The following is a 17,448-nucleotide window of genomic DNA, read 5'->3' as shown; positions in this document are numbered from 1 at the left end:
TGAGTCACAAAACCGCGTCATCACGCCAAAGAACGAGACTCGCGGCCTACGACATCAACCTGCACGCAACGACGCCAGCGACCCCCAACAGGGTCGCAGCGATGACGCAGGCGTCAACCCACCCGAGGCGGCCTCGACGGCCTCGCCGCCGTTCACCACCCCCATCGGATGCCTCGAGGGCGCCACGCATCGACATGGCGCGCCCCGTCTCGGCCGCCCCACGCGACGTCGCGGACAGAATCGCGGTGATAACGTCGACGCTCAGGCGCGCGTACCCGCGCAGGGACAGGGTCGCGACGTCCTGGCCGAGGCGCAGCTTGGCCGTGTCGAGCACGGCCTGCGCCTGGTCGCGCAGCATCGGCAGCCCGCGCAGGGCGGAGGCCATGACGAGCGACCACTGGTCGACGGGTGCGCCCAGCAGACGCAGCGGCGTCAGGAAGAATCGGAGCGCGCCCGCGAGCGCGGCGGTCGGCGTCACCCAGGCGATGAGGGCCGATCCCCACAGGACGATGACGGCCAGGACGGAGATGCGCAGGAACAGTTCGAGCCCGTCACCCAGCCACGCGCCGATACAGCCGCCGACGAAACCGGAGACCATCCACAGGGGCAGGCGCGGTGCGACGCTGAGGGGCAGGCGAATGATCAGCGACGCAACGAGGAGGAGGCCCCCGACGATCGCGAGGGTGGACCAGCGCGGCTGGAGAATAACGCACGTCGTGAGCACCGTCCAGCACGCGATGAGCGTGCCGGGCCAGGCGCGCCCGAGGATGGTTGACCACGGCAGGGGCCTAGGCAGGGCAAAACCGGCGGTACGCCGCGGTTTGCGACGCGGCGCGGGTCCGCCGCCCGTCCCGGGACCGTCTCCGGACGCGAAGCCGGTCGGCTCGGTGGGAAACCATCCGTTGGTGGCGCCGCCGCCGGGGCCGGTGGCCCCGCACGAGGAATGGGCGTCGTTCACGCGAGCACCCCCTCGCGCAGGTGTCGGTGGGTGTCGCACAGGTCGTCCATGCCCTCCAGGTCGTGGGAGATGACGAGGATGGACAGGCCGGCGCGGCGGCGCTCGTCGAGGACGGAGATGAGGAGCTCACGCGAGGCCGCATCGAGACCGGCCATGGGTTCGTCGAGGATGAGGACGCGCGGGTCGGAGGCGAGCAGACCAGCCAGGGCAACGCGGCGCATCTGCCCGCCGGAGAGGTCGTCGATACCGCGCGAGGCCAGGGCGGGGTCGAGTCCGACCAGGCTCATGGCCCGCTCGACGATCCGGTCACCCTCCTCGCGGCTGAGGGTGTTCTTGCGGCGGCCGACCCCACTGCCGATGCGCGGGCCGTGGCCGGCGGCGGCGAGGATGTCGGTGCGCACGGAGGGGCGCTGAAGCTGGAGGCGCGCGAATTGCATGGACAGGGCGACGTCGCCGACCCGGCGTTCCATGGGTTTGCCCCCCAGGGTGACGGCTCCCCACGTGGGGAGGAGGAGCCCGGTGAGGACGCGCGAGAGCGTGGTTTTACCGGAGCCGTTGTCGCCGGTGATGAGCATCGCCTGCCCGGGTTCGAGGATGAGGCTGACGTCGCGCAGGACGGGCTTTTCCCACGGGGTGCCCAGGTCGTAGGTGTGTGCGACGCGGTCCGCCCAGAGGTGTTCGGTGTTGATGAGGCTGGGGGAGCCCCAGATGCGCTCGCCGTCGGCGTTGAGGAACGAGGCCGGGGTCACTCCACCGGTCCCACCCTCCCGGTCGGTCCCACCTTCCAGTCGGCTTGTGTCCCTGGGGGTTTCCGGGGAGGTGTGCCACTGGGCGGGGCCGGCCACGGCCTGGTCGGTGGGGGTGGGGCTGGGGGCGGCGCGCGTGTCCGAGAGGATGCGGCCGCTACGAATCGTGATGACGCGGTCGGCGCGCGCAGCTTCGGCGGGGTCGTGCGTGATGTGAACGACGGCGATGCCGGTGTTGGGCAGAGAGGCGAGCAGGTCGAGCATGTCGGCGCGCCCGTCTCGGTCGATCATGGCGGTGGATTCGTCGGAGATGAGCAGGCGCGGCGAGCGGGCGAGGGCACCCGCGAGCGCGAGTCGTTGGAGCTGGCCGCCGGAGAGTGATCGCGGGTCGGCGTCGGCGAGGCCGGCCAGGCCGACGCGCTCGAGCAGAGCGTCCACGTCGAGGGCCGCCACGTCGCGTTCGCTCATTCCCCAGGTGACGTCTTCGGCGACGTTTTGGCCGAGGACCAGGAGCTCGGAGCGCTGTCCGACCAGCGCGGTGCCGCCGACCGCGCCGAGCATGCCGCCGCCGGTTCGGGTGCCGACGCCGGGCGTGGCGCCCGCGAGGAGGAGGGCGAGGGTGGATTTGCCCGACCCGTTGTGTCCGACGACGACGGTGTATTCGGGGCGCTCGAGGGTGAGGGTGACGCCGCTCAGGGCGGGGTGGTCGGCGCCCGGGTAGGTGAAGGCAGCGTCGGTGAGGGTCAGGGGCAGGGGGGACGAGGCCGTGGCCTCGTCGTCGCTGTCAGCGGCGGCCGTGGGGGCATCCAGGAGCGGGTCCCACCCGGGGTCGAGCGTGATGCGGCGCAGGATCGCGCCGAGGAGCCATCGGGCGGCGAGGACCAGGAAGGCGACGCCGACGAATCGGGTGATGGGGATCCACACCCACCACCAGTCGACGAACCATTGGCCGAGCTGATGTCCAGCCTCGACGAGACCTCCGGTGTGGGGGATGTACGCGATGAGGGTGAGGAGCCCGTCGAGGCTCTTGCGGATGCTCTCGAGCCCGAGGGTGCGCAGGTCGGCCAGGACGAGGAAGGCGAGTCCCGTGCCCACCCCCCAGATGACGCCGAGGCCGGCGGCGACCGCGCTGACGGCCGCCCAGGAGGCGCTTTTCTTGTGGAGGTGTCCGATGACGAGGCCGATGAGGGCTGCCTGGAAGGAGCGCCCAGCGGTGGCGAATCCGCCGACGGCGATGGCGAGCAGGACGGTGGAGGCGAAGGCGGCGACGGAGGCGCGGGGGCGCAGCTTGAGGGAGGCCATGGCGAGGGGGACGGCCGTGGCGACTTGGAAGAGGAGCTGGAAGACGGGGGTGACGGCGGCGATGAGACCGAAGGTGACGGCCAGGCCGGAGAGCGCGCCGGCGGTCGCCACCTCAACGGGGGTGAGGCGGCGGGCGTCGCGCGCGTGTGAGCTCATGGTGTCTAGTGTTCCAGGCCCCGCCCACATCTGCGAGCGCCGGGCCGATACAGGTCGGCTTACGCTGTGGGCGCTACTGCCCGTTAAGTTCACCGAAGGGAATGTGGACGCTCGGCGTCGAGGAGGAGGCGCCGTCCACGTGTCGGCGCTGATCGTCGAAGAAGATGTGCGGCTGCAACACTTCCAGCATGGGGCCCTTCGGGAGGCCGCCCAGGAAGAAAGCGTCGTTGACGCGCAGGCCCCACCCTCGGATCGAATTAATCGCGCGCTCGTGAGCGGGGGCGCTCCGGGCGGTCACGACGGCGACATGCACCCGACGCCGATAACCCCGCGGATCACCCGCACTTTTCGACTCCTCGATCCGCTGAATCCGGTTGATCTTCTCCAGGAAATCGGCCATCGGACCACGGGAGAGAGGGACCTCGGCCAGAGCGCTCTCGCTCTCCTGATACCCGTCCAGCCCCTCGCTCTGGTACACGCGTTCGGCCGAATCGTCGGCCAGGACGCCGTCGAAGTCGAAGGCGATGCGCAGGTCGGCGTCCCCGTCGTCCGCCACGGCGCGCCCCACGACGTAGCCCGCGGCGAACCCCAGGCTGATCGCCTCACGCACGTCGGCCTCGTTCGCGGAGAGGAACAGGGACATGCGCAGCGGCTCCATGAAGCGATACGGAGCGCGGCCCTGCATGAAGATCGCGCGCGTGATGTCCAGGCCGTGACGCGCGACAGAACGCATGACGCGCATCCCCGTCTCAGGGTCGTTGCGCGAGAGGATGACGACCTCCACCAGGCGCTCGCGATCCGACAGGTCGTTCAGGGCCAGGAGGCGCCGGATGAAGGGGAAGGCGACGCCCGGTTCGAGCACGTCGTCGAGGTGCTCGCGCTGATACTCCCGATACCGCTCTTCCCCCTGCTCGCGGAACACCGCGTCCGACTCCGCCAGGTCGAACAGGGCGCTGGACGCGACCCCGATAACGAGGGCTCGCTCCAGGTCAAGCGTGTCACCCATCTGCCACTCCTTCCGCTCATGCCGGACCCCTCGCCCGACACCGTCAGGCTACGCGGGGGCATGCACATCTGCGTCCTCTCCCCCGCAAGACGATCGACGAGGCCGTGGCCGCCTCTCGCGCACCGACAGCACCCGCGAGAAACCAAGGAAAAAACACCGTGTCATAACGCCGCACTTACCCTTGTGAGGGACACCTTATTTTGTGTAGTATTCCCCTCATAATCCACAACACATGAGAGGACGCGATGAAGACCCGTCTCGCCACCCTGACCGCCATCCTGGCCACCGCCATCCTGGCCCTCACCGCCTGCGCGGGCGGGTCCGGCTCCACCACCGCCCAGTCGGAGCAAACCACCCAGGAGGCCACGGCCTCGTCCACGCGCACGATCACCGACCACGCGGGCAACGAGGTCGTCCTGCCTGAGAAGATCACCCGCGTCGCCATCGACCAGATCCCGATCGAATCCACCTACCTGGCCTACTTTGACGGCAAGGCCCCCTACCTGGTGGGCATGAGCGCCGCCCGAGTCACGGCCATGAGCCAGACGATCGCCGCCGAGATGGCACCCGAGATGATGCAGGTGGACACCAGCTACTACGACAAGGGCGAACTCAACGCCGAGGCCCTGCTCAACCTGAACGTCGACGTCGTCTTCTACAACGCCTTCAACAAGGAACACGGCGAAATGTTCCGCAAGGCCGGCATCCCGGCCGTCGGCTTCACGACAATGGGGAACCCGTCGGAGACGTACACGGAGTGGATGGAGCTCCTCGAGGACGTCTTCAACGAGGACGGCCACATGGCCGACAAGATCGCGCTCGGCAAGGACCTGGTCGCCGACGCCCGCGCGCGCACCGCGAAAGTCCCCGAGGACCAGAAGGTCTCGACGATGGTGCTCATGGGCGCGGCCGACGGACAGCTCGCGGTCGCGGGCGGCAAGGACGGCTGGTTCACCAACGAATGGGCCGACTCGCTGAACTACACGAACGTCTCGCGCGACACGGACACCTCGCACACGCCCGTCACCTTCGAGCAGGTTCTCACGTGGGATCCCCAGGTCCTCCTCGTCACCGGCAAGGGCATGTCGAACATGACGGCGAACTCCGTCCTGACGAACTCGGTGCAGGGCGTGGACTTCTCGACCCTCAGCGCCGTGAAGTCCGGACGCGTCTACTCCACCGGCCTGGGCATGTGGAACTGGTTCACCCCCAACCCGGATGCCCCCATCGTCGCCAACTGGCTCGGCGCGTCCCTGTACCCGGATCAGTTCTCCGACGTTGACCTCGTAGCCATGACGAAGGACTACTACCAGAAGATGTACAACTTCACGCTCACGGACGAGCAGGCCCGGCGCATCGTCAACCCGGACACCGCGTCCTGATACCTGTCCCCGGCCTCGTCTCCCTATCGACGAGGCCGGGGCACCTTGTGCGTGAGACGCCCGGTAAGCGTCGGGGAGAGGACATCATGACGTCTGTGTTGACCAGGAATGGGCGGCTGCGCATGTGGGTGGTCCCCACGCTGGTCGTCCTCATTGTTGTGTGCGCGGCGGCAGCCATGCTGATCGGCCGTTTTTCCGTGTCCCTGGAGGACGTGGTCGCGGCGCTACGCGCGAGGTTCTGGGGAGGAGCGCCGGTGCCCCCGCGCGTCAACTCAGTCGTCTTTGACCTGCGGGCGCCGCGCATCATCGTGGCCATCCTGATCGGCGGGGGGCTGTCGGTTGCCGGCGCCTCGTTCCAGTCGCTGTTCTCTAACCCCCTGGCCACGCCGGACACCCTGGGCGTCGCGGCGGGCACGTGCGTCGGCGCGGTCATCGCCCTGCTGCTGGACTGGAACCTGATCGGAGTGCAGGCCGCGGCGCTCGTCGCGGGCCTGGCGACGATGGCGTTTACGACGGCGATTTCACGCACGCGCACGGGTTCTTTCAACGTCATCACGCTGGTGCTCGGCGGCGTCATCGTCTCCGCCCTGGCGAATGCGGTCCTCTCGCTCCTCAAGCTCACCGCCGACCCCACGAGCCAGCTCCCCGAGATCACCTACTGGCTGATGGGCTCGCTCGCCGCGGTCACCTACCACCAGATCGCGCTGGGCGCGCCCTTCATCATCGCGGGCGTCGTCGTCATCGTGGCGCTGCGCTGGCAGCTCAACATCCTCTCCCTCTCAGAGGACGAGGCCCGCTCAGCCGGCGTCAACGTCTCCCTCATGCGAGCCGTCCTCATCGTCGCTTCGACGGTCATCACGGCCTCGGTCATTTCGATGTGCGGCCAGGTCGGCTGGGTCGGCCTGCTCGTACCGCACTGCGCGCGCATGCTGTGCGGACAGAACAATCGCGCGGTCATCCCCGTGTCGCTGCTGCTCGGGTCGGCGCTCATGATCGTCATTGATACGCTCGCGCGTTCCCTGTCGGCCTCGGAGATCCCCATTTCGATCCTGACGGCTATCATCGGCGCGCCCTTCTTTATCGTGCTGCTGCGCCGGACGGGAGGCGCGCGATGATCAGCGTCGAGAATGCGACCTTCACCTATCCGGGCGCCCCCTCCCCGATTCTGACGAACGTGTCCTTCGAGGTGCCCGAGCGCTCGCTCCTGGCGATCCTGGGGCCCAACGGCGCCGGCAAGACGACGCTGCTGCGCACCATGATTGGCCTGCAGAAGTGGGACAGCGGCCGCACGCTCATCGACGGCACCCCCATTTCGTCGATGTCGACCCGGGCGCTGGGCCGCGTCCTGTCCTACGTTCCGCAGGCACGCAACGCTTCCAACGTGGCGCTCACCGGCCTTGAGATGGTGATGGTCGGGCGCGCCCCCCACATGCGTACCCTCGCCCAGCCGGGAGCCCGCGAGGAGCGCATGGCCCGCGACGTCCTCGACGAGGTGGGCGCCGCCCACCTGGCCAACATGCCCTGCGCGACCATGTCTGGCGGCCAGTTCCAGATGATCCTCATCGCCCGGGCACTGGTTGCCGACCCGCGTGTCCTCGTACTCGACGAGCCGGAGACGGGTCTGGATTTCCGCAACCAGCTGATCGTCCTGGGACTCCTCGAGCGCCTCGTGAGGGATCGGGGCCTCGCCGTCATCATGAACACGCACTACCCGGCGCATGCCCTGCGCGTCGCGGACCAGGTCGCGCTCTTCTCCTCCACGCACGAGGCCGTGGTCGGCCCCGCCTCCTCCGTCATGAACGCGGACACCCTCGCTCGCATCTTCGGGGTGGACGTGGCGATTGGAAGCGTGGCCTTCGAGGGAGAGGACGTGCAGGCGATCGTCCCAGTTCGCCTGAGCGCAGACAAGTAGCACCGCCACACCGACAACTACTTCATCACGTTTTCGCAGGTCAGACACATTTTGTGAACAAGTGCGGTACCGTAAGAGTGTGATTCCACACGCTGTGCGCGGGTGTGTGAGAGACGCCGGGGCGCGCGGGCGGGATCGCGTCGGTCTCCGCAGGCGGGACCGACCGGTGCCCCAGCGTTGGGGCGAACACGAAGGAGGGCCCATGGCTACCGGGACCATCAAGTGGTTCAACGACGCCAAAGGCTTCGGATTCATTACTCCTGATGACGAGTCCGGCGACGTCTTCGTGCACTATTCAAACATCGTCGGCCAATCTGGGCGCCGCACTCTTCTGGAGGGCGAGAGGGTCGAATATGAGGCGATCGAGGGGCCGAAGGGCCTCCAAGCCATGAATGTGGCACGAGCCGCGTGACACTGTGTGCCCGGGTGGATTCCCCACTCGGGCACACTTGTATGAAGCGACACGTTGTCCGCTCGTCTCGCACATCATTCTCTCCTTGAGAAAACAGCCTTTTAACAAGTTTTTACGATGCCTGTGCAGTCGCTTACAAGGGCTTGCGCGGTATAGACCGCGCGGTTACTTCACCGTAGAATTGGTGGTGCACCAACGGGGGCGACCACAAGTCGGCCCCGTTTTTTGATGCGGTCGCCCACCCGGGCGACGCGGGCCCACCGGCCCACACAACACGCTGGCGTGCGGGGCGCGCTTCGCGCATCCGTGCGAAGACACTCATAAGGAGAACCCCATGAACAACATCGTCAAGGCCGAAACCGCCCCCACCATGTCCCAGGCCACCAACTCGGCTTCCGTCCTGATCGCCCTCATCGTCGTTCTCGCGGGCCTCGGCATGGCCGCCGCCCTCCAGGTCGGCTCCGTCGCTTCGGTGGTTCTCGCCGTCGTCGTCGCCCTGACCGCCCTCATCGTCTCCCCCGCGATCCTCTCGATCACTCGCACCCGCGCCTGAGCCTATGCGGGGCGCGTAAGTCTCACGCGCCCCATCCCCGCCAGCGTGACACCGCGAAGGTGTCACGCTTTTTCTTTTGGTTAAAGGACAAAACGTGTTGGCTTCGTGGCGACTTTTCGGCTTGCTGGTGCGGGAAAATCAACATTGAAGACGGTTGTTTCATCGTGGGGGTATGAATACCCCCACATGCCCGGCGTGCGGGCGAACGTGCGGGCGAACGCTTGGCCGGGTGCGGACACTCAGCGTCAGGGGTGCAGTTCACACGGAATAGCGGGTTTACGTGCGATATAGCCGGTTAGCGCACGCAATAGCAGATTCGCGCTCACATCTCAGGGGTGAATGTGCGAGCGACGCGCGAGGCCAGGCGTCGTTGCGCTGCCAACGCAGACGACCTCGCCCACGACTGCCCATCGTCGGCGTTTGTCGCCGAGGTGGTCTGCACTTTGGGCGCGACACCACCTCGAACCGTGACCACACCACCACCAAACGGGGGGAATTGCACCATTAGAGCCGCGACACGCCGGCGACACGCCGACAGGATGCTCCTAATGGTGCAAAACCCCCATCGCCAAAGATGCGGCACTCCCCGGGAGGACCGGAGGGGCCGGTGAGCACGGCCGGGCATTGAGACCAGGCCTGGCCGCGGCGCCGGAGGGCGTGGAAAGCCTGACCCAGACAAATTTCGCACATAATTTAAGACGGTAATTTTTCGAGACCATGCGAAAACGTTGCAATTCCAACGATGCAAATTCAATGTTTGAAGGAGCCGCAGGGGAATTACGTGCGAGATTACTGGGTATAGGCGCAATAGGACGAAACGTGTTGGTTACAGGGCAAAACGTGTGGGTTGTGGGTAGGCCACAGGTGTTGCGGCAGGGCCTAGCCGAGCTCCGAACCGACGCTTGTTGCCGATGAGGCGAAATGCCCGGTCGGGAAGATTCAGCCCCCTTCTGATCGGGTGGAATCTTCCCCAACGGGTTGAATACTCCCGATCAGCTACAATACTCCCGATGGGATTGATCCTGTCTGAGGTGCTGCAGCGCGGGCGCCCTAGCACAGGCACACCGCCCTCGACGATGCCAGGGACCTAGCCGCGACCAACACCTTTTGTCCTTTAACCCTCTCTTTTCCGTCGCGCCTCCTTACGCCCTGACAGCACCGTCTCCCCGCCTCGGCCTCAGCCCCTGCGGCCATGTGACTCTATTGCTCTGCAGGCGCGCGTCTCTGCGCGAGCATTGTCGCTCGCGCCAGCCCCACGGGGAGGCTTGCATATTGTGTTCTACCCCACTACAGTCTGTCGGAAGACCACGACATCATGGAGGATGCCATGACCATCACACGCGCACGCATTCGCGTCATCGTCGCGGCCGTCCTCGTCCTGGTGTTCGTCATCCCCTGGACCTACGCACACATCGCCTACGCCTGGCCCTGGAAAGAACAATCCACAGGCGAGGCCTGCACCGGTAGGTACTACCTCACCCCATACGACAAGCAACGATCCATTTTCCTCGGAGTTCTCGCCGACGGGCGAAAGGTTCGTATGGGAAGTAGGGGGGAAGTCTCCATGGGACACCAGATCGGTTCCTTCGGAATATCCGCCACCAGCGACAACGACCACTACGACTTAATCGGCCAGGCCAAAGACCTTCACCGAGGCGACAGCGCCACCGTCGAGGGGGTTGGCACCTTCACCCTCAAGGAAGCCCATTCAGACATCGTCTGGTTCACCCCCAACCCAGGAACAGCAACATTCTGCTTTGACCCAGACCCCACATTCACGATGAACAACTTCGCACAACAAGGCCACTGACGCCAGCAACCACCACCGAGCAGCACTCGCAATCAACCCACCAACGGTAGAGACGAGGGGTGGGGACCCACCGGGATCCCCACCCCTCAACCGTTCACGGAACGGTCGCCGCGACGCGGTCGACTACTCGGGCTGAGCTGCAGCGGCAGCCTGCGCGGCGGCCGGAGCCGCGGCGGCGATAGCCTCCAGCTCCGCCTCTCCGTGAGCGCCGGACACGAACCACACCTCGTACACCGAGGGCGGCAGGGCCACGCCCGAGGACAGGAACGAGTGGAAGAACGGGGCGTAGCGCCACGACTCTTGTGCGCGCGCCTGATCGTAGTCGTACACGCCCGAAGCGGCCGCGGCCTCGCCAAACATGACGGAGAACAGCGAGCCCGTGCGCTGGACGCGGTGGGCGACGCCCGCAGCGCTGAGCGCGTCCGACACGATCGTGCTGATTTCCTGCGCCGAGGCGTTGACGCGGTCGTACACACTCTGATCAGCCAGTTCGAGGGTACGCAGGCCGGCCACCGTGGCCAGGGGGTTGCCCGACAGGGTACCCGCCTGGTAGACGGGGCCGAGGGGGGCCAGCAGGTCCATGACGTCCGCGCGTCCGGCAACGGCAGCCAGGGGCATGCCGCCGCCCACGACCTTGCCGAAGGTCACCAGGTCGGGCACCCAGTCGGCGCCCTCCACGCAGGAGGAATCGACGAAGCCGGCGCCGTAGCGGCCCGCGGGCGCGCCGTCCACCCATCCGGCCACAGCCTCGAGGCCCCACCAGCCGGCGGGGTCGACGCGGAAGCCGGTGAGGACCTCGTCGAGGATCATGAGCGCGCCGTGCACGGTGCACAGGCGGCGAATCTCTCGGTTCCAGCCGGGGTGAGGCGGGACCGTGCCCATGTTGGCGGGGGCGCCCTCACAGATGACGGCGGCGATACTGTCACCCACCTGCTCGAAGCACGCGCGCAGGGCATCACCATCGTTGTAGGGCAGGACAATCGTCTGGGCGGTGATGGCCTCGGGGACGCCGGCAGAACCGGGCAGGCCACCGGTGGCGACGCCCGAACCCGCGGCGGCGAGCAGGCCGTCGGAATGGCCGTGGTAATTACCGGCGAATTTCACGATAAGGTCGCGCCCGGTGGCGCCGCGCGCCAGGCGGATCGCCGTCATCGTCGCCTCGGTGCCCGTCGACACGAAGCGGACACGCTGCGCGAAGGGCACGCGCTCGCGCACGGCGCTGGCCAGCGCCGTCTCAGTTTCGGTGGGTGCGCCAAAAGACAGGCCGCGCGAGGCGGCCTCCTGGACGGCGGCGACCACCTCGGGGTGCGCGTGGCCGAGCAGCGCCGGGCCCCACGACCCGACCAGGTCCACGTAGGAGCGCCCCTCGACGTCGGTGACGCGCGCACCGCTCGCGCTCGCGATGAAGCGCGGGGTGCCGCCGACGCCGCCGAAGGCGCGCACGGGCGAGTCCACGCCGCCGGGGATCACGGATTTGGCTTGGGAGAATGCGGTTTCGTTAGTGGTCACGGCTACCTTCACAGAAAAAAGGGGTTGTTGGTATGGTACGCGCGCTCAGCGGGCCCGGCGGGCGACCTCGAGCGCCCAGTAGGTGAGGACGGAGTCGGCTCCCGCCCGGAAGATGCCGGTGAGGGACTCGTCGATGACGCGCGTGCGGTCGATCCACCCGTTGGCGGCGGCAGCCTCGACCATCGCGTACTCGCCGGACACCTGGTAGGCGGCGACGGGAATATCAGACGCTGCGGCCACGTCCGCCAGCACGTCCAGGTAGGGTCCAGCGGGCTTGACCATGAGCATGTCGGCGCCCTCGGCCGCGTCGAGCAGCGCCTCGAAGAGGCCCTCGCGTCGGTTCGCGGGATCCTGCTGGTAGGTGCGGCGGTCGCCCTTGAGCGTGGATCCGACGGCCTCGCGGAAGGGCCCGAAGTAGGCGGACGCGTACTTCGCGGAGTAGGCGAGGATCGCAACGTCCGCGTATCCCGCCTGGTCGAGGGCGGCGCGGATCGCGGCGACCTGACCGTCCATCATGCCCGAGGGCGAGACCATGTGCGCGCCCGCGCGCGCCTGGGAAATCGCCATCGCCTGGTAGAGCGGCAGGGTCGCATCGTTGTCGACGCCGCCCTCGGAGTCGAGGAGGCCGCAGTGCCCGTGGTCGGTGAACTCATCCAGGCAGGTGTCCGCGCACACGACCAGGGCGTCACCGACCTCGGCGCGCACGGCGGCGAGGCCACGGTTGAGGATCCCGTCCTCCGCCCACGCCTGGGAGCCGATCGCGTCGCGGTGGGCGGGCACGCCGAACAGGTCGATGGCGCCCACGCCGGCGTCGGCGGCCTCGGCGGCGGCCCGGCGCAGCGAGTCGATCGTGTGCTGATACTGGCCCGGCATGGCCGCGATCTCGCGGGGTTCGTCGATGTCGTCGCGCACGAAGACGGGCCAGATGAACTTGGCGGGGTCGACGTGGGTTTCGCGCACGAGGGCGCGCATTGCGGGGGTCGAGCGCAGGCGGCGCGGGCGGATCGTCGGGATCTGGGAGGAGTCCACCCCGGCCTCGGCGAGGTAGGAGGTGACGGATTCGGGAACGGTGGTCATGAGTCTCTTTCTTCGGGTGCGTCGGAGTGGGTGGGGCGGGCCAGGGCGTCGGCGAGGGCGCGGACGATGGCATCGGGTGTGGGGGACGAGGCCTGGGCCGAGACCGCGATCCCCTGCCCCCTGGCGGTGGCTGCGGTAGGTGCGCCGATGGTCACGACCCGGGTTGAGGGGGGCGGCAGCCCGAGGAGCGGGGGGAGGGCGCGCGCCTGGGAAGATGCGGTGAGCACCGCGGCGTCGTAACGTCCAGCGCGGAAATTCCCCGCGATATCGGCGTCACAATCGTCGGCGGCGACGGGAGCGGTGGTGTATGCGTCGATGGCCTCGACGCTCCAGCCCAGCGCCCGCAGCCCGCCCGGCAGCGTATCGGGGGCGAGCGCCGACCGCGGGATGAGGACCGGGCGCGCGCCGGAGGCCGGGGCAGGGAAGCACTCGAGCAGCGCGGCGGCGGACCCGGCGCCGGTCAGGTCGGCGCTCGCGCCCGCGTGGTCGCTGATCCACCGGGCGGTGGCCTCGCCGACGGCGGCGATGCGCGTGCCGAGGGAGCGCGCTCGTGGAAGGCTGGAAACGACGGCCCGCGCGGCCCTCCAGGAGGAGAACACGACCCACGCGTACTCCCCGTTCGCGAGCCGGTCGCGGGCCGCGTCGAGGCGCGCGGACTCCAGCGGCGTCGAGACGGTGAGGGCGAGCGCATCCACGTGTGCCCCGGCGAGGCGCAGGGCGCGCGCGATCGCGTCATCGGGCTTGGCGCGGGTCAGGAGGATCCGCCGCTCGCACAGCGGGGCGCTCACGAGAGGGGCGCTCACTGGGGCTTCGTTCACGAGGGTTGCCTCGGCGCTTTCGTCGCCCCCAGGTCGGTGACCTCGGCGGCTCCGCCGTCGAGCAGCTGGCGCGCCACGTCCGCTCCGAGGCGGGCGGCCTCGCCCGGCGCGGCCTCGTCCGCCATGACCTCGCCCGGCGTAGCGTCGCCACGACCAACCGCGCCCGTGAGCACTAGCGCACCGCTCGCCTCGACCTTCTCGCGCCCGTCGACGCTCATCACGCGCGCGTCGAGCAGGAGGGTCGAGGAGGCCTCGTCCACGCGGGCGAACGCGCCCACGGGCGCCGCGCACCCCGCGCCCAGCGTGGACAAAACGGCGCGCTCGGCGGCGGCCGCGAGCGCGGTCGGCCAATCGTTGAGCGCATCGACGAGGGCGTGCAGGAGGGGGTCCTCCTCGTCGCGTGTTTCGATGGCGAGGGCGCCCTGCGAGGGGGCGGGCATCATGATGGTGGGGTCGAGCACGTCGGTGGCGTGGGCGTCGAGGCCGATGCGTCGCAACCCGGCAAGGGCGAGGACGACCGCGTCGAGGCGACCGCCCGTGCCGAGGGCGGAGGGCGCGGTGCCAGCGTCGGCGCCCAGGTCGATGCCGCGCACGCGCGAGAGCCTCGTCGGGACGTTGCCGCGCAGGTCGCGGACAAACAGGTCGGGGCGCGCGGCGAGCACCTGGGCGGCGCGCCTGGGTGAGCCCGTGCCGACGAGCGCGCCCTCGGGAAGCGCCGACAGTGTCGCCCCGTCGGCAGCGCACAGGGCGTCGCGGGGGTCTTCGCGCTGCGGGACGGCCGCGATGCGCAGGCCCGGCGTGGGGGCGGTGGGCAGGTCCTTGAAGGAGTGGACGGCCAGGTCGCACTCTCCCCCAAGGAGGGCGAGCCGCAGCTGCGCCGCGAACACGCCGACTCCTCCGAGCGCGGCCAGGGGCGCGGCGGACACGTCGCCGTGCGTGCGCACGACCTCCAACTGAACGCGCACGTCCTCGCCGAGGCGAGCCCCGGCCTCTTCGATCGCCCGCGCGACGGTGGTGGATTGGGCGAGCGCCAGGCGCGATCCCCTGGTTCCCAGAACGATTGTCCGCCAGGTCATAGCAGTCCTTTCGCGCCCGCGCGGGCGTGGGTGACGACGGAAGCGATGCCTGTTCCGGCGACCCAGGCGCCCGTGAGCGCCACGCCGCCCAGGCGCCGCACCTGCTCCTCGAGCACTCTCACGCGGGCGCGATACTCGGGGGGCAGGGGCGGGAGCGTGCCGTTCCATCGGGCGAGCAGGTGGTCGGTGACGGCCTCGGGGGCGATGTTCACGCCGGTGAGGGTGCGGATGTCGCGCAGCGCCCCCTCGACGGTGACGGCGGGTTCGGCCTCGCCGAGGCGCCCGTATGACAGGCGCAGCAGGTGGGTGTGGGGCGCACACTGGTCGGCGAGCCAGGGCCACTTGACGGTGAGGTGGGACAGGGCCTTGGCCGCGACGGGTCGCTCGTCAGCGGGGGCGGGCGCGACCAGGAGGCCCTGGGAGACTGGCGCGTCGTCCAGCTCGGGGGCGCGGACGGCCAGGGTGAGGCGCGCGATGGGCGCGCCCTCAGGAACGCTCACATCGGGCACGAGGCCGGGGATGCGCGCCTGGGTCAACAGGCGCAGGGCGGCGCCGGCGCTGCAGGCGAGGACGAGGCGCTCCGTCGTGACGCTCACGCCCGGGCCGGCCGGCACGGGTTCGGCTCCGGGTGTCGGCCCGGGCCCCGTCGGCCCGCACTCGAGGGTCCATCCCGCGGCCGCGCGCGTCATCGCGAACGCGCCGGTGCGGGTCAGGACGGTTCCCCCGGCCTCCTCGATGGCGGCTCGCAGCGCGTCGACGAGGACGAACATGCCACCCTCGACGCAGGCTTCGGGGGTGCGTCGTGATCCGGCGGCGGCCAGGCGCGCGGCGACCGCAGCGGCCAGGGATCCGTGGCGGGCGGTCTCGGCCCGCAGTCCGGGGGCGACCGTGTCGGTTGCCAGCATGGAGGGGTCGGCGGTGTAGATGCCCGCGATGATCGGCCGCACCGAGCGCTCCAGCACGTCCTGCCCCATGCGCGCGGTCACGAAACCAGCCAGAGTGTCCCCGGCCTGGTCCATGCCGACGCCGCCGCCCATCGAGCGATCCTTCAGGGCGCGGCGCACGCCGGCCTCGCCGAGCACGCGCACGCAGTCCGGCGCGCCCGGGTGGGCCGGGATACCCAGGAATGAATCGCGCAGGAAGGGCCGCAGCTCCCATCCACCGCGCAGGGCGGGGGCGTACAGGCGGGCGCCCGAGCCGGCGGGCTCGACCGAGGTCAGCCCCAGGGCCTCGACGATCGACGAGGTGTCGGTGCCTCGCACGACGTATGTCTCCGCGCCCAGGTCCACGCTCGCGCCACCGACCGTGCCACGAGCGATGAGGCCTCCCAGGTATCCGCGCGCCTCGATGAGGAGGGGGCGCGTGCCCGCGCGGGCCAGCTCCCAGGCGGCGACGAGGCCGGCGATGCCTCCGCCGACGACGACCGCGCCGGGGTGGGTGGGGGTGGCCGAGCGGGGGCTCATCGGGAGCCTCCCAGCTCGCGGACCAGCTCGACGATGCGCGTCAGGACATCGGGGTCGGTCGTGGGCGGCACGCCGTGCCCGAGGTTAAAGACGTGGCCGGGGGCGGAGCGCCCGGCATCGAGAATATCTCGAACAGCGTGTTCGATAACGTGCCACGGAGCCTGCAACAGTGCGGGGTCCAAATTCCCCTGCACGGCCTTTCCGGGCACCTGGGCGACGGCCCACGCCAGGTCCGTCTTCCAGTCGACGCCCACGCAGTCGGCCCCGACCTCGGCCATGTCGGCCAGGATCGGAGCGCTGCCCGTGCCGAAGTGGATGAGCGGGGCGCGCTCGCCGGTCACCGGGCTGACGGCGCCCGCGACGCGCTGCGCAACCATGCGCGAGTACGGCGCGACGGACTCGCGATAGGTGCGAAGCGAGAGGGAGCCCACCCACGAGTCGAAGAGCTGCGCGGCGCTGGCCCCCGCCTCGACCTGAGAGGTGATGAAGTCGGCGCTCACGCGCGCGCACCAGCTCATGAGGGCGTCCCATGCGCCCGGGTCGGACGCCGCGAGCGCGCGCGCCGCCAGGTGATCGCGGGAGGGACGCCCCTCGACCATGTACGCGGCCAGGGTGAAGGGGGCGCCGCCGAATCCAATGAGGGGTGTCGACCCCAGCTCGCGGACCGCCGCGGCGACGCCGTCGCGCACACACTGGACACCCTCGCCGCAGTCGCGCGTACGCCCGGTCGAATCGGTCCAGGAGCCCTCGCCATAGCGATGGCTCGCCAGTTCGTCGATGCTCTCGCGCGTGCGATAGGGGCGATCGAGGACCGGGCCGACACCCGGCTCAATCTCGACGCCCACCCCGGCCAGGCGCAGGGGGACCATGATGTCCGAAAAGAAGATGCCCGCGTCCACGCCGTGGCGTCGCACGGGCTGCGCCGTCGCCTCGGCGGCCACGTCGGGGCGCAGGCAGGCCTCGAGCATGGGCAGGCCGACGTCGGCGCGCAGCTGGCGGTACTCCGGCAGGGAGCGCCCGGCCTGACGCATGAACCACACGGGCGTGGGCCCGCGTCGCCCGGTCAGGGCGGCGATCAGCGGGGGCGTCGTCATGTGTCTCCCTTAATTTAATGATGTTTTCGTGCGTTAATTCGCGCATTTCCGTCGTTTTCCAGTCTAGTTCAAGACAATTTCTCACACGCCACAAATGCCCGGATTGACGCGCCTTTATGCCGGTTTATCCGCAGCAGACAGCCATTTATTGAGCCGACATTTCGAAATGACACG

15 protein-coding genes are annotated in these 17,448 nt (G+C 69.2%); 6 read left to right on the top strand and 9 right to left on the bottom strand.

Annotated elements, in window-relative coordinates; genetic code table 11:
- Nucleotides 1–46: 46 nt before the first annotated feature.
- The 3 genes from QU663_RS00170 to QU663_RS00160 form a co-directional block, all read right to left on the bottom strand.
- On the bottom strand, nt 47–958 hold the full coding sequence (locus QU663_RS00170; protein WP_198010201.1) for an energy-coupling factor transporter transmembrane component T: 912 nt from the start codon (nt 956–958) through the stop codon (nt 47–49).
- Nucleotides 955–3,162, bottom strand: a complete 2,208-nt coding sequence (locus QU663_RS00165) for a DUF2232 domain-containing protein (RefSeq protein WP_021611269.1) — start codon at nt 3,160–3,162, stop codon at nt 955–957. The genes QU663_RS00170 and QU663_RS00165 overlap by 4 nt, the downstream gene beginning before the upstream one ends.
- A 73-nt stretch (nt 3,163–3,235) precedes the next feature.
- On the bottom strand, nt 3,236–4,168 hold the full coding sequence (locus QU663_RS00160; protein ID WP_021611268.1) for a 5'-nucleotidase: 933 nt from the start codon (nt 4,166–4,168) through the stop codon (nt 3,236–3,238).
- A gap of 245 nt (nt 4,169–4,413) precedes the next feature.
- On the opposite strand from QU663_RS00160, the gene QU663_RS00155 reads away from it, so the two are divergent.
- The 6 genes from QU663_RS00155 to QU663_RS00130 all read left to right on the top strand — a co-directional run bounded on the left by QU663_RS00155 (nt 4,414) and on the right by QU663_RS00130 (nt 10,237).
- Nucleotides 4,414–5,550 carry an ABC transporter substrate-binding protein gene (locus QU663_RS00155; RefSeq protein WP_021611266.1) on the top strand — a complete coding sequence of 379 codons (1,137 nt, stop codon included), beginning with the start codon at nt 4,414–4,416 and terminating at the stop codon, nt 5,548–5,550.
- Between the two features lie 86 nt (nt 5,551–5,636).
- The gene (locus QU663_RS00150) at nt 5,637–6,665 is read left to right on the top strand and encodes an iron ABC transporter permease (RefSeq protein ID WP_021611265.1); all 1,029 of its coding nucleotides are present in this window, start codon (nt 5,637–5,639) and stop codon (nt 6,663–6,665) included.
- Nucleotides 6,662–7,462 (top strand): ABC transporter ATP-binding protein, encoded by an 801-nt coding sequence (locus QU663_RS00145; protein WP_021611264.1) that lies wholly within the window; start codon nt 6,662–6,664, stop codon nt 7,460–7,462. The genes QU663_RS00150 and QU663_RS00145 overlap by 4 nt, the downstream gene beginning before the upstream one ends.
- Nucleotides 7,463–7,664: 202 nt before the next feature.
- A complete protein-coding gene (locus tag QU663_RS00140; RefSeq protein ID WP_021611263.1) occupies nt 7,665–7,874 on the top strand; it encodes a cold-shock protein in 210 nt (69 codons plus the stop codon).
- A 334-nt stretch (nt 7,875–8,208) separates the two neighbouring features.
- Nucleotides 8,209–8,427, top strand: coding sequence for a hypothetical protein (locus QU663_RS00135; protein WP_021611262.1), 219 nt, complete (start codon nt 8,209–8,211; stop codon nt 8,425–8,427).
- Nucleotides 8,428–9,754: 1,327 nt separating this feature from the next.
- A complete protein-coding gene (locus tag QU663_RS00130; RefSeq protein WP_034480660.1) occupies nt 9,755–10,237 on the top strand; it encodes a hypothetical protein in 483 nt (160 codons plus the stop codon).
- Nucleotides 10,238–10,360: 123 nt separating this feature from the next.
- Here the strand turns inward: QU663_RS00130 and QU663_RS00125 are convergent, their stop codons facing one another.
- The 6 genes from QU663_RS00125 to hemE are packed head-to-tail and all read right to left on the bottom strand — an operon-like array spanning nt 10,361 to nt 17,274.
- Nucleotides 10,361–11,746, bottom strand: a complete 1,386-nt coding sequence (locus tag QU663_RS00125) for a glutamate-1-semialdehyde 2,1-aminomutase (protein ID WP_034480657.1) — start codon at nt 11,744–11,746, stop codon at nt 10,361–10,363.
- A gap of 45 nt (nt 11,747–11,791) precedes the next feature.
- Nucleotides 11,792–12,823 carry a porphobilinogen synthase gene (hemB, locus tag QU663_RS00120; RefSeq protein WP_021611256.1) on the bottom strand — a complete coding sequence of 344 codons (1,032 nt, stop codon included), beginning with the start codon at nt 12,821–12,823 and terminating at the stop codon, nt 11,792–11,794.
- Nucleotides 12,820–13,626 (bottom strand): uroporphyrinogen-III synthase, encoded by an 807-nt coding sequence (locus QU663_RS00115; protein WP_304990601.1) that lies wholly within the window; start codon nt 13,624–13,626, stop codon nt 12,820–12,822. The genes hemB and QU663_RS00115 overlap by 4 nt, the downstream gene beginning before the upstream one ends.
- 11 nt (nt 13,627–13,637) lie before the next feature.
- Nucleotides 13,638–14,717, bottom strand: coding sequence for a hydroxymethylbilane synthase (gene hemC / locus QU663_RS00110; protein ID WP_304990600.1), 1,080 nt, complete (start codon nt 14,715–14,717; stop codon nt 13,638–13,640).
- Nucleotides 14,714–16,180, bottom strand: a complete 1,467-nt coding sequence (locus tag QU663_RS00105; protein WP_304990599.1) for an NAD(P)/FAD-dependent oxidoreductase — start codon at nt 16,178–16,180, stop codon at nt 14,714–14,716. The genes hemC and QU663_RS00105 overlap by 4 nt, the downstream gene beginning before the upstream one ends.
- Nucleotides 16,177–17,274 (bottom strand): uroporphyrinogen decarboxylase, encoded by a 1,098-nt coding sequence (hemE, locus tag QU663_RS00100; RefSeq protein WP_021611609.1) that lies wholly within the window; start codon nt 17,272–17,274, stop codon nt 16,177–16,179. Before hemE ends, QU663_RS00105 begins: the two co-directional genes overlap by 4 nt.
- Between the last annotated feature and the right edge of the window lie 174 nt (nt 17,275–17,448).

Source organism: Schaalia sp. HMT-172, from assembly GCF_030644365.1.
Taxonomy (GTDB): Bacteria; Actinomycetota; Actinomycetes; order Actinomycetales; family Actinomycetaceae; genus Pauljensenia.
The sequence above is the reverse complement of the archived record's forward strand: the minus strand, read 5'-3'. Positions and strand labels throughout refer to the sequence as shown.

Bases quoted from the DNA above. Each gene is read 5' to 3' on its own strand.
- QU663_RS00165 (WP_021611269.1), bottom strand. From the start codon at position 3,162: ATGAGCTCACACGCGCGCGACGCCCGCCGCCTCACCCCCGTTGAGGTG.
- QU663_RS00160 (WP_021611268.1), bottom strand. From the start codon at position 4,168: ATGGGTGACACGCTTGACCTGGAGCGAGCCCTCGTTATCGGGGTCGCG.
- hemB (WP_021611256.1), bottom strand. From the start codon at position 12,823: ATGACCACCGTTCCCGAATCCGTCACCTCCTACCTCGCCGAGGCCGGG.
- hemC (WP_304990600.1), bottom strand. From the start codon at position 14,717: ATGACCTGGCGGACAATCGTTCTGGGAACCAGGGGATCGCGCCTGGCG.
- QU663_RS00105 (WP_304990599.1), bottom strand. From the start codon at position 16,180: ATGAGCCCCCGCTCGGCCACCCCCACCCACCCCGGCGCGGTCGTCGTC.
- hemE (WP_021611609.1), bottom strand. From the start codon at position 17,274: ATGACGACGCCCCCGCTGATCGCCGCCCTGACCGGGCGACGCGGGCCC.
- QU663_RS00130 (WP_034480660.1), top strand. From the start codon at position 9,755: ATGACCATCACACGCGCACGCATTCGCGTCATCGTCGCGGCCGTCCTC.
- QU663_RS00135 (WP_021611262.1), top strand. From the start codon at position 8,209: ATGAACAACATCGTCAAGGCCGAAACCGCCCCCACCATGTCCCAGGCC.
- QU663_RS00150 (WP_021611265.1), top strand. From the start codon at position 5,637: ATGACGTCTGTGTTGACCAGGAATGGGCGGCTGCGCATGTGGGTGGTC.
- QU663_RS00145 (WP_021611264.1), top strand. From the start codon at position 6,662: ATGATCAGCGTCGAGAATGCGACCTTCACCTATCCGGGCGCCCCCTCC.
- QU663_RS00155 (WP_021611266.1), top strand. From the start codon at position 4,414: ATGAAGACCCGTCTCGCCACCCTGACCGCCATCCTGGCCACCGCCATC.
- QU663_RS00140 (WP_021611263.1), top strand. From the start codon at position 7,665: ATGGCTACCGGGACCATCAAGTGGTTCAACGACGCCAAAGGCTTCGGA.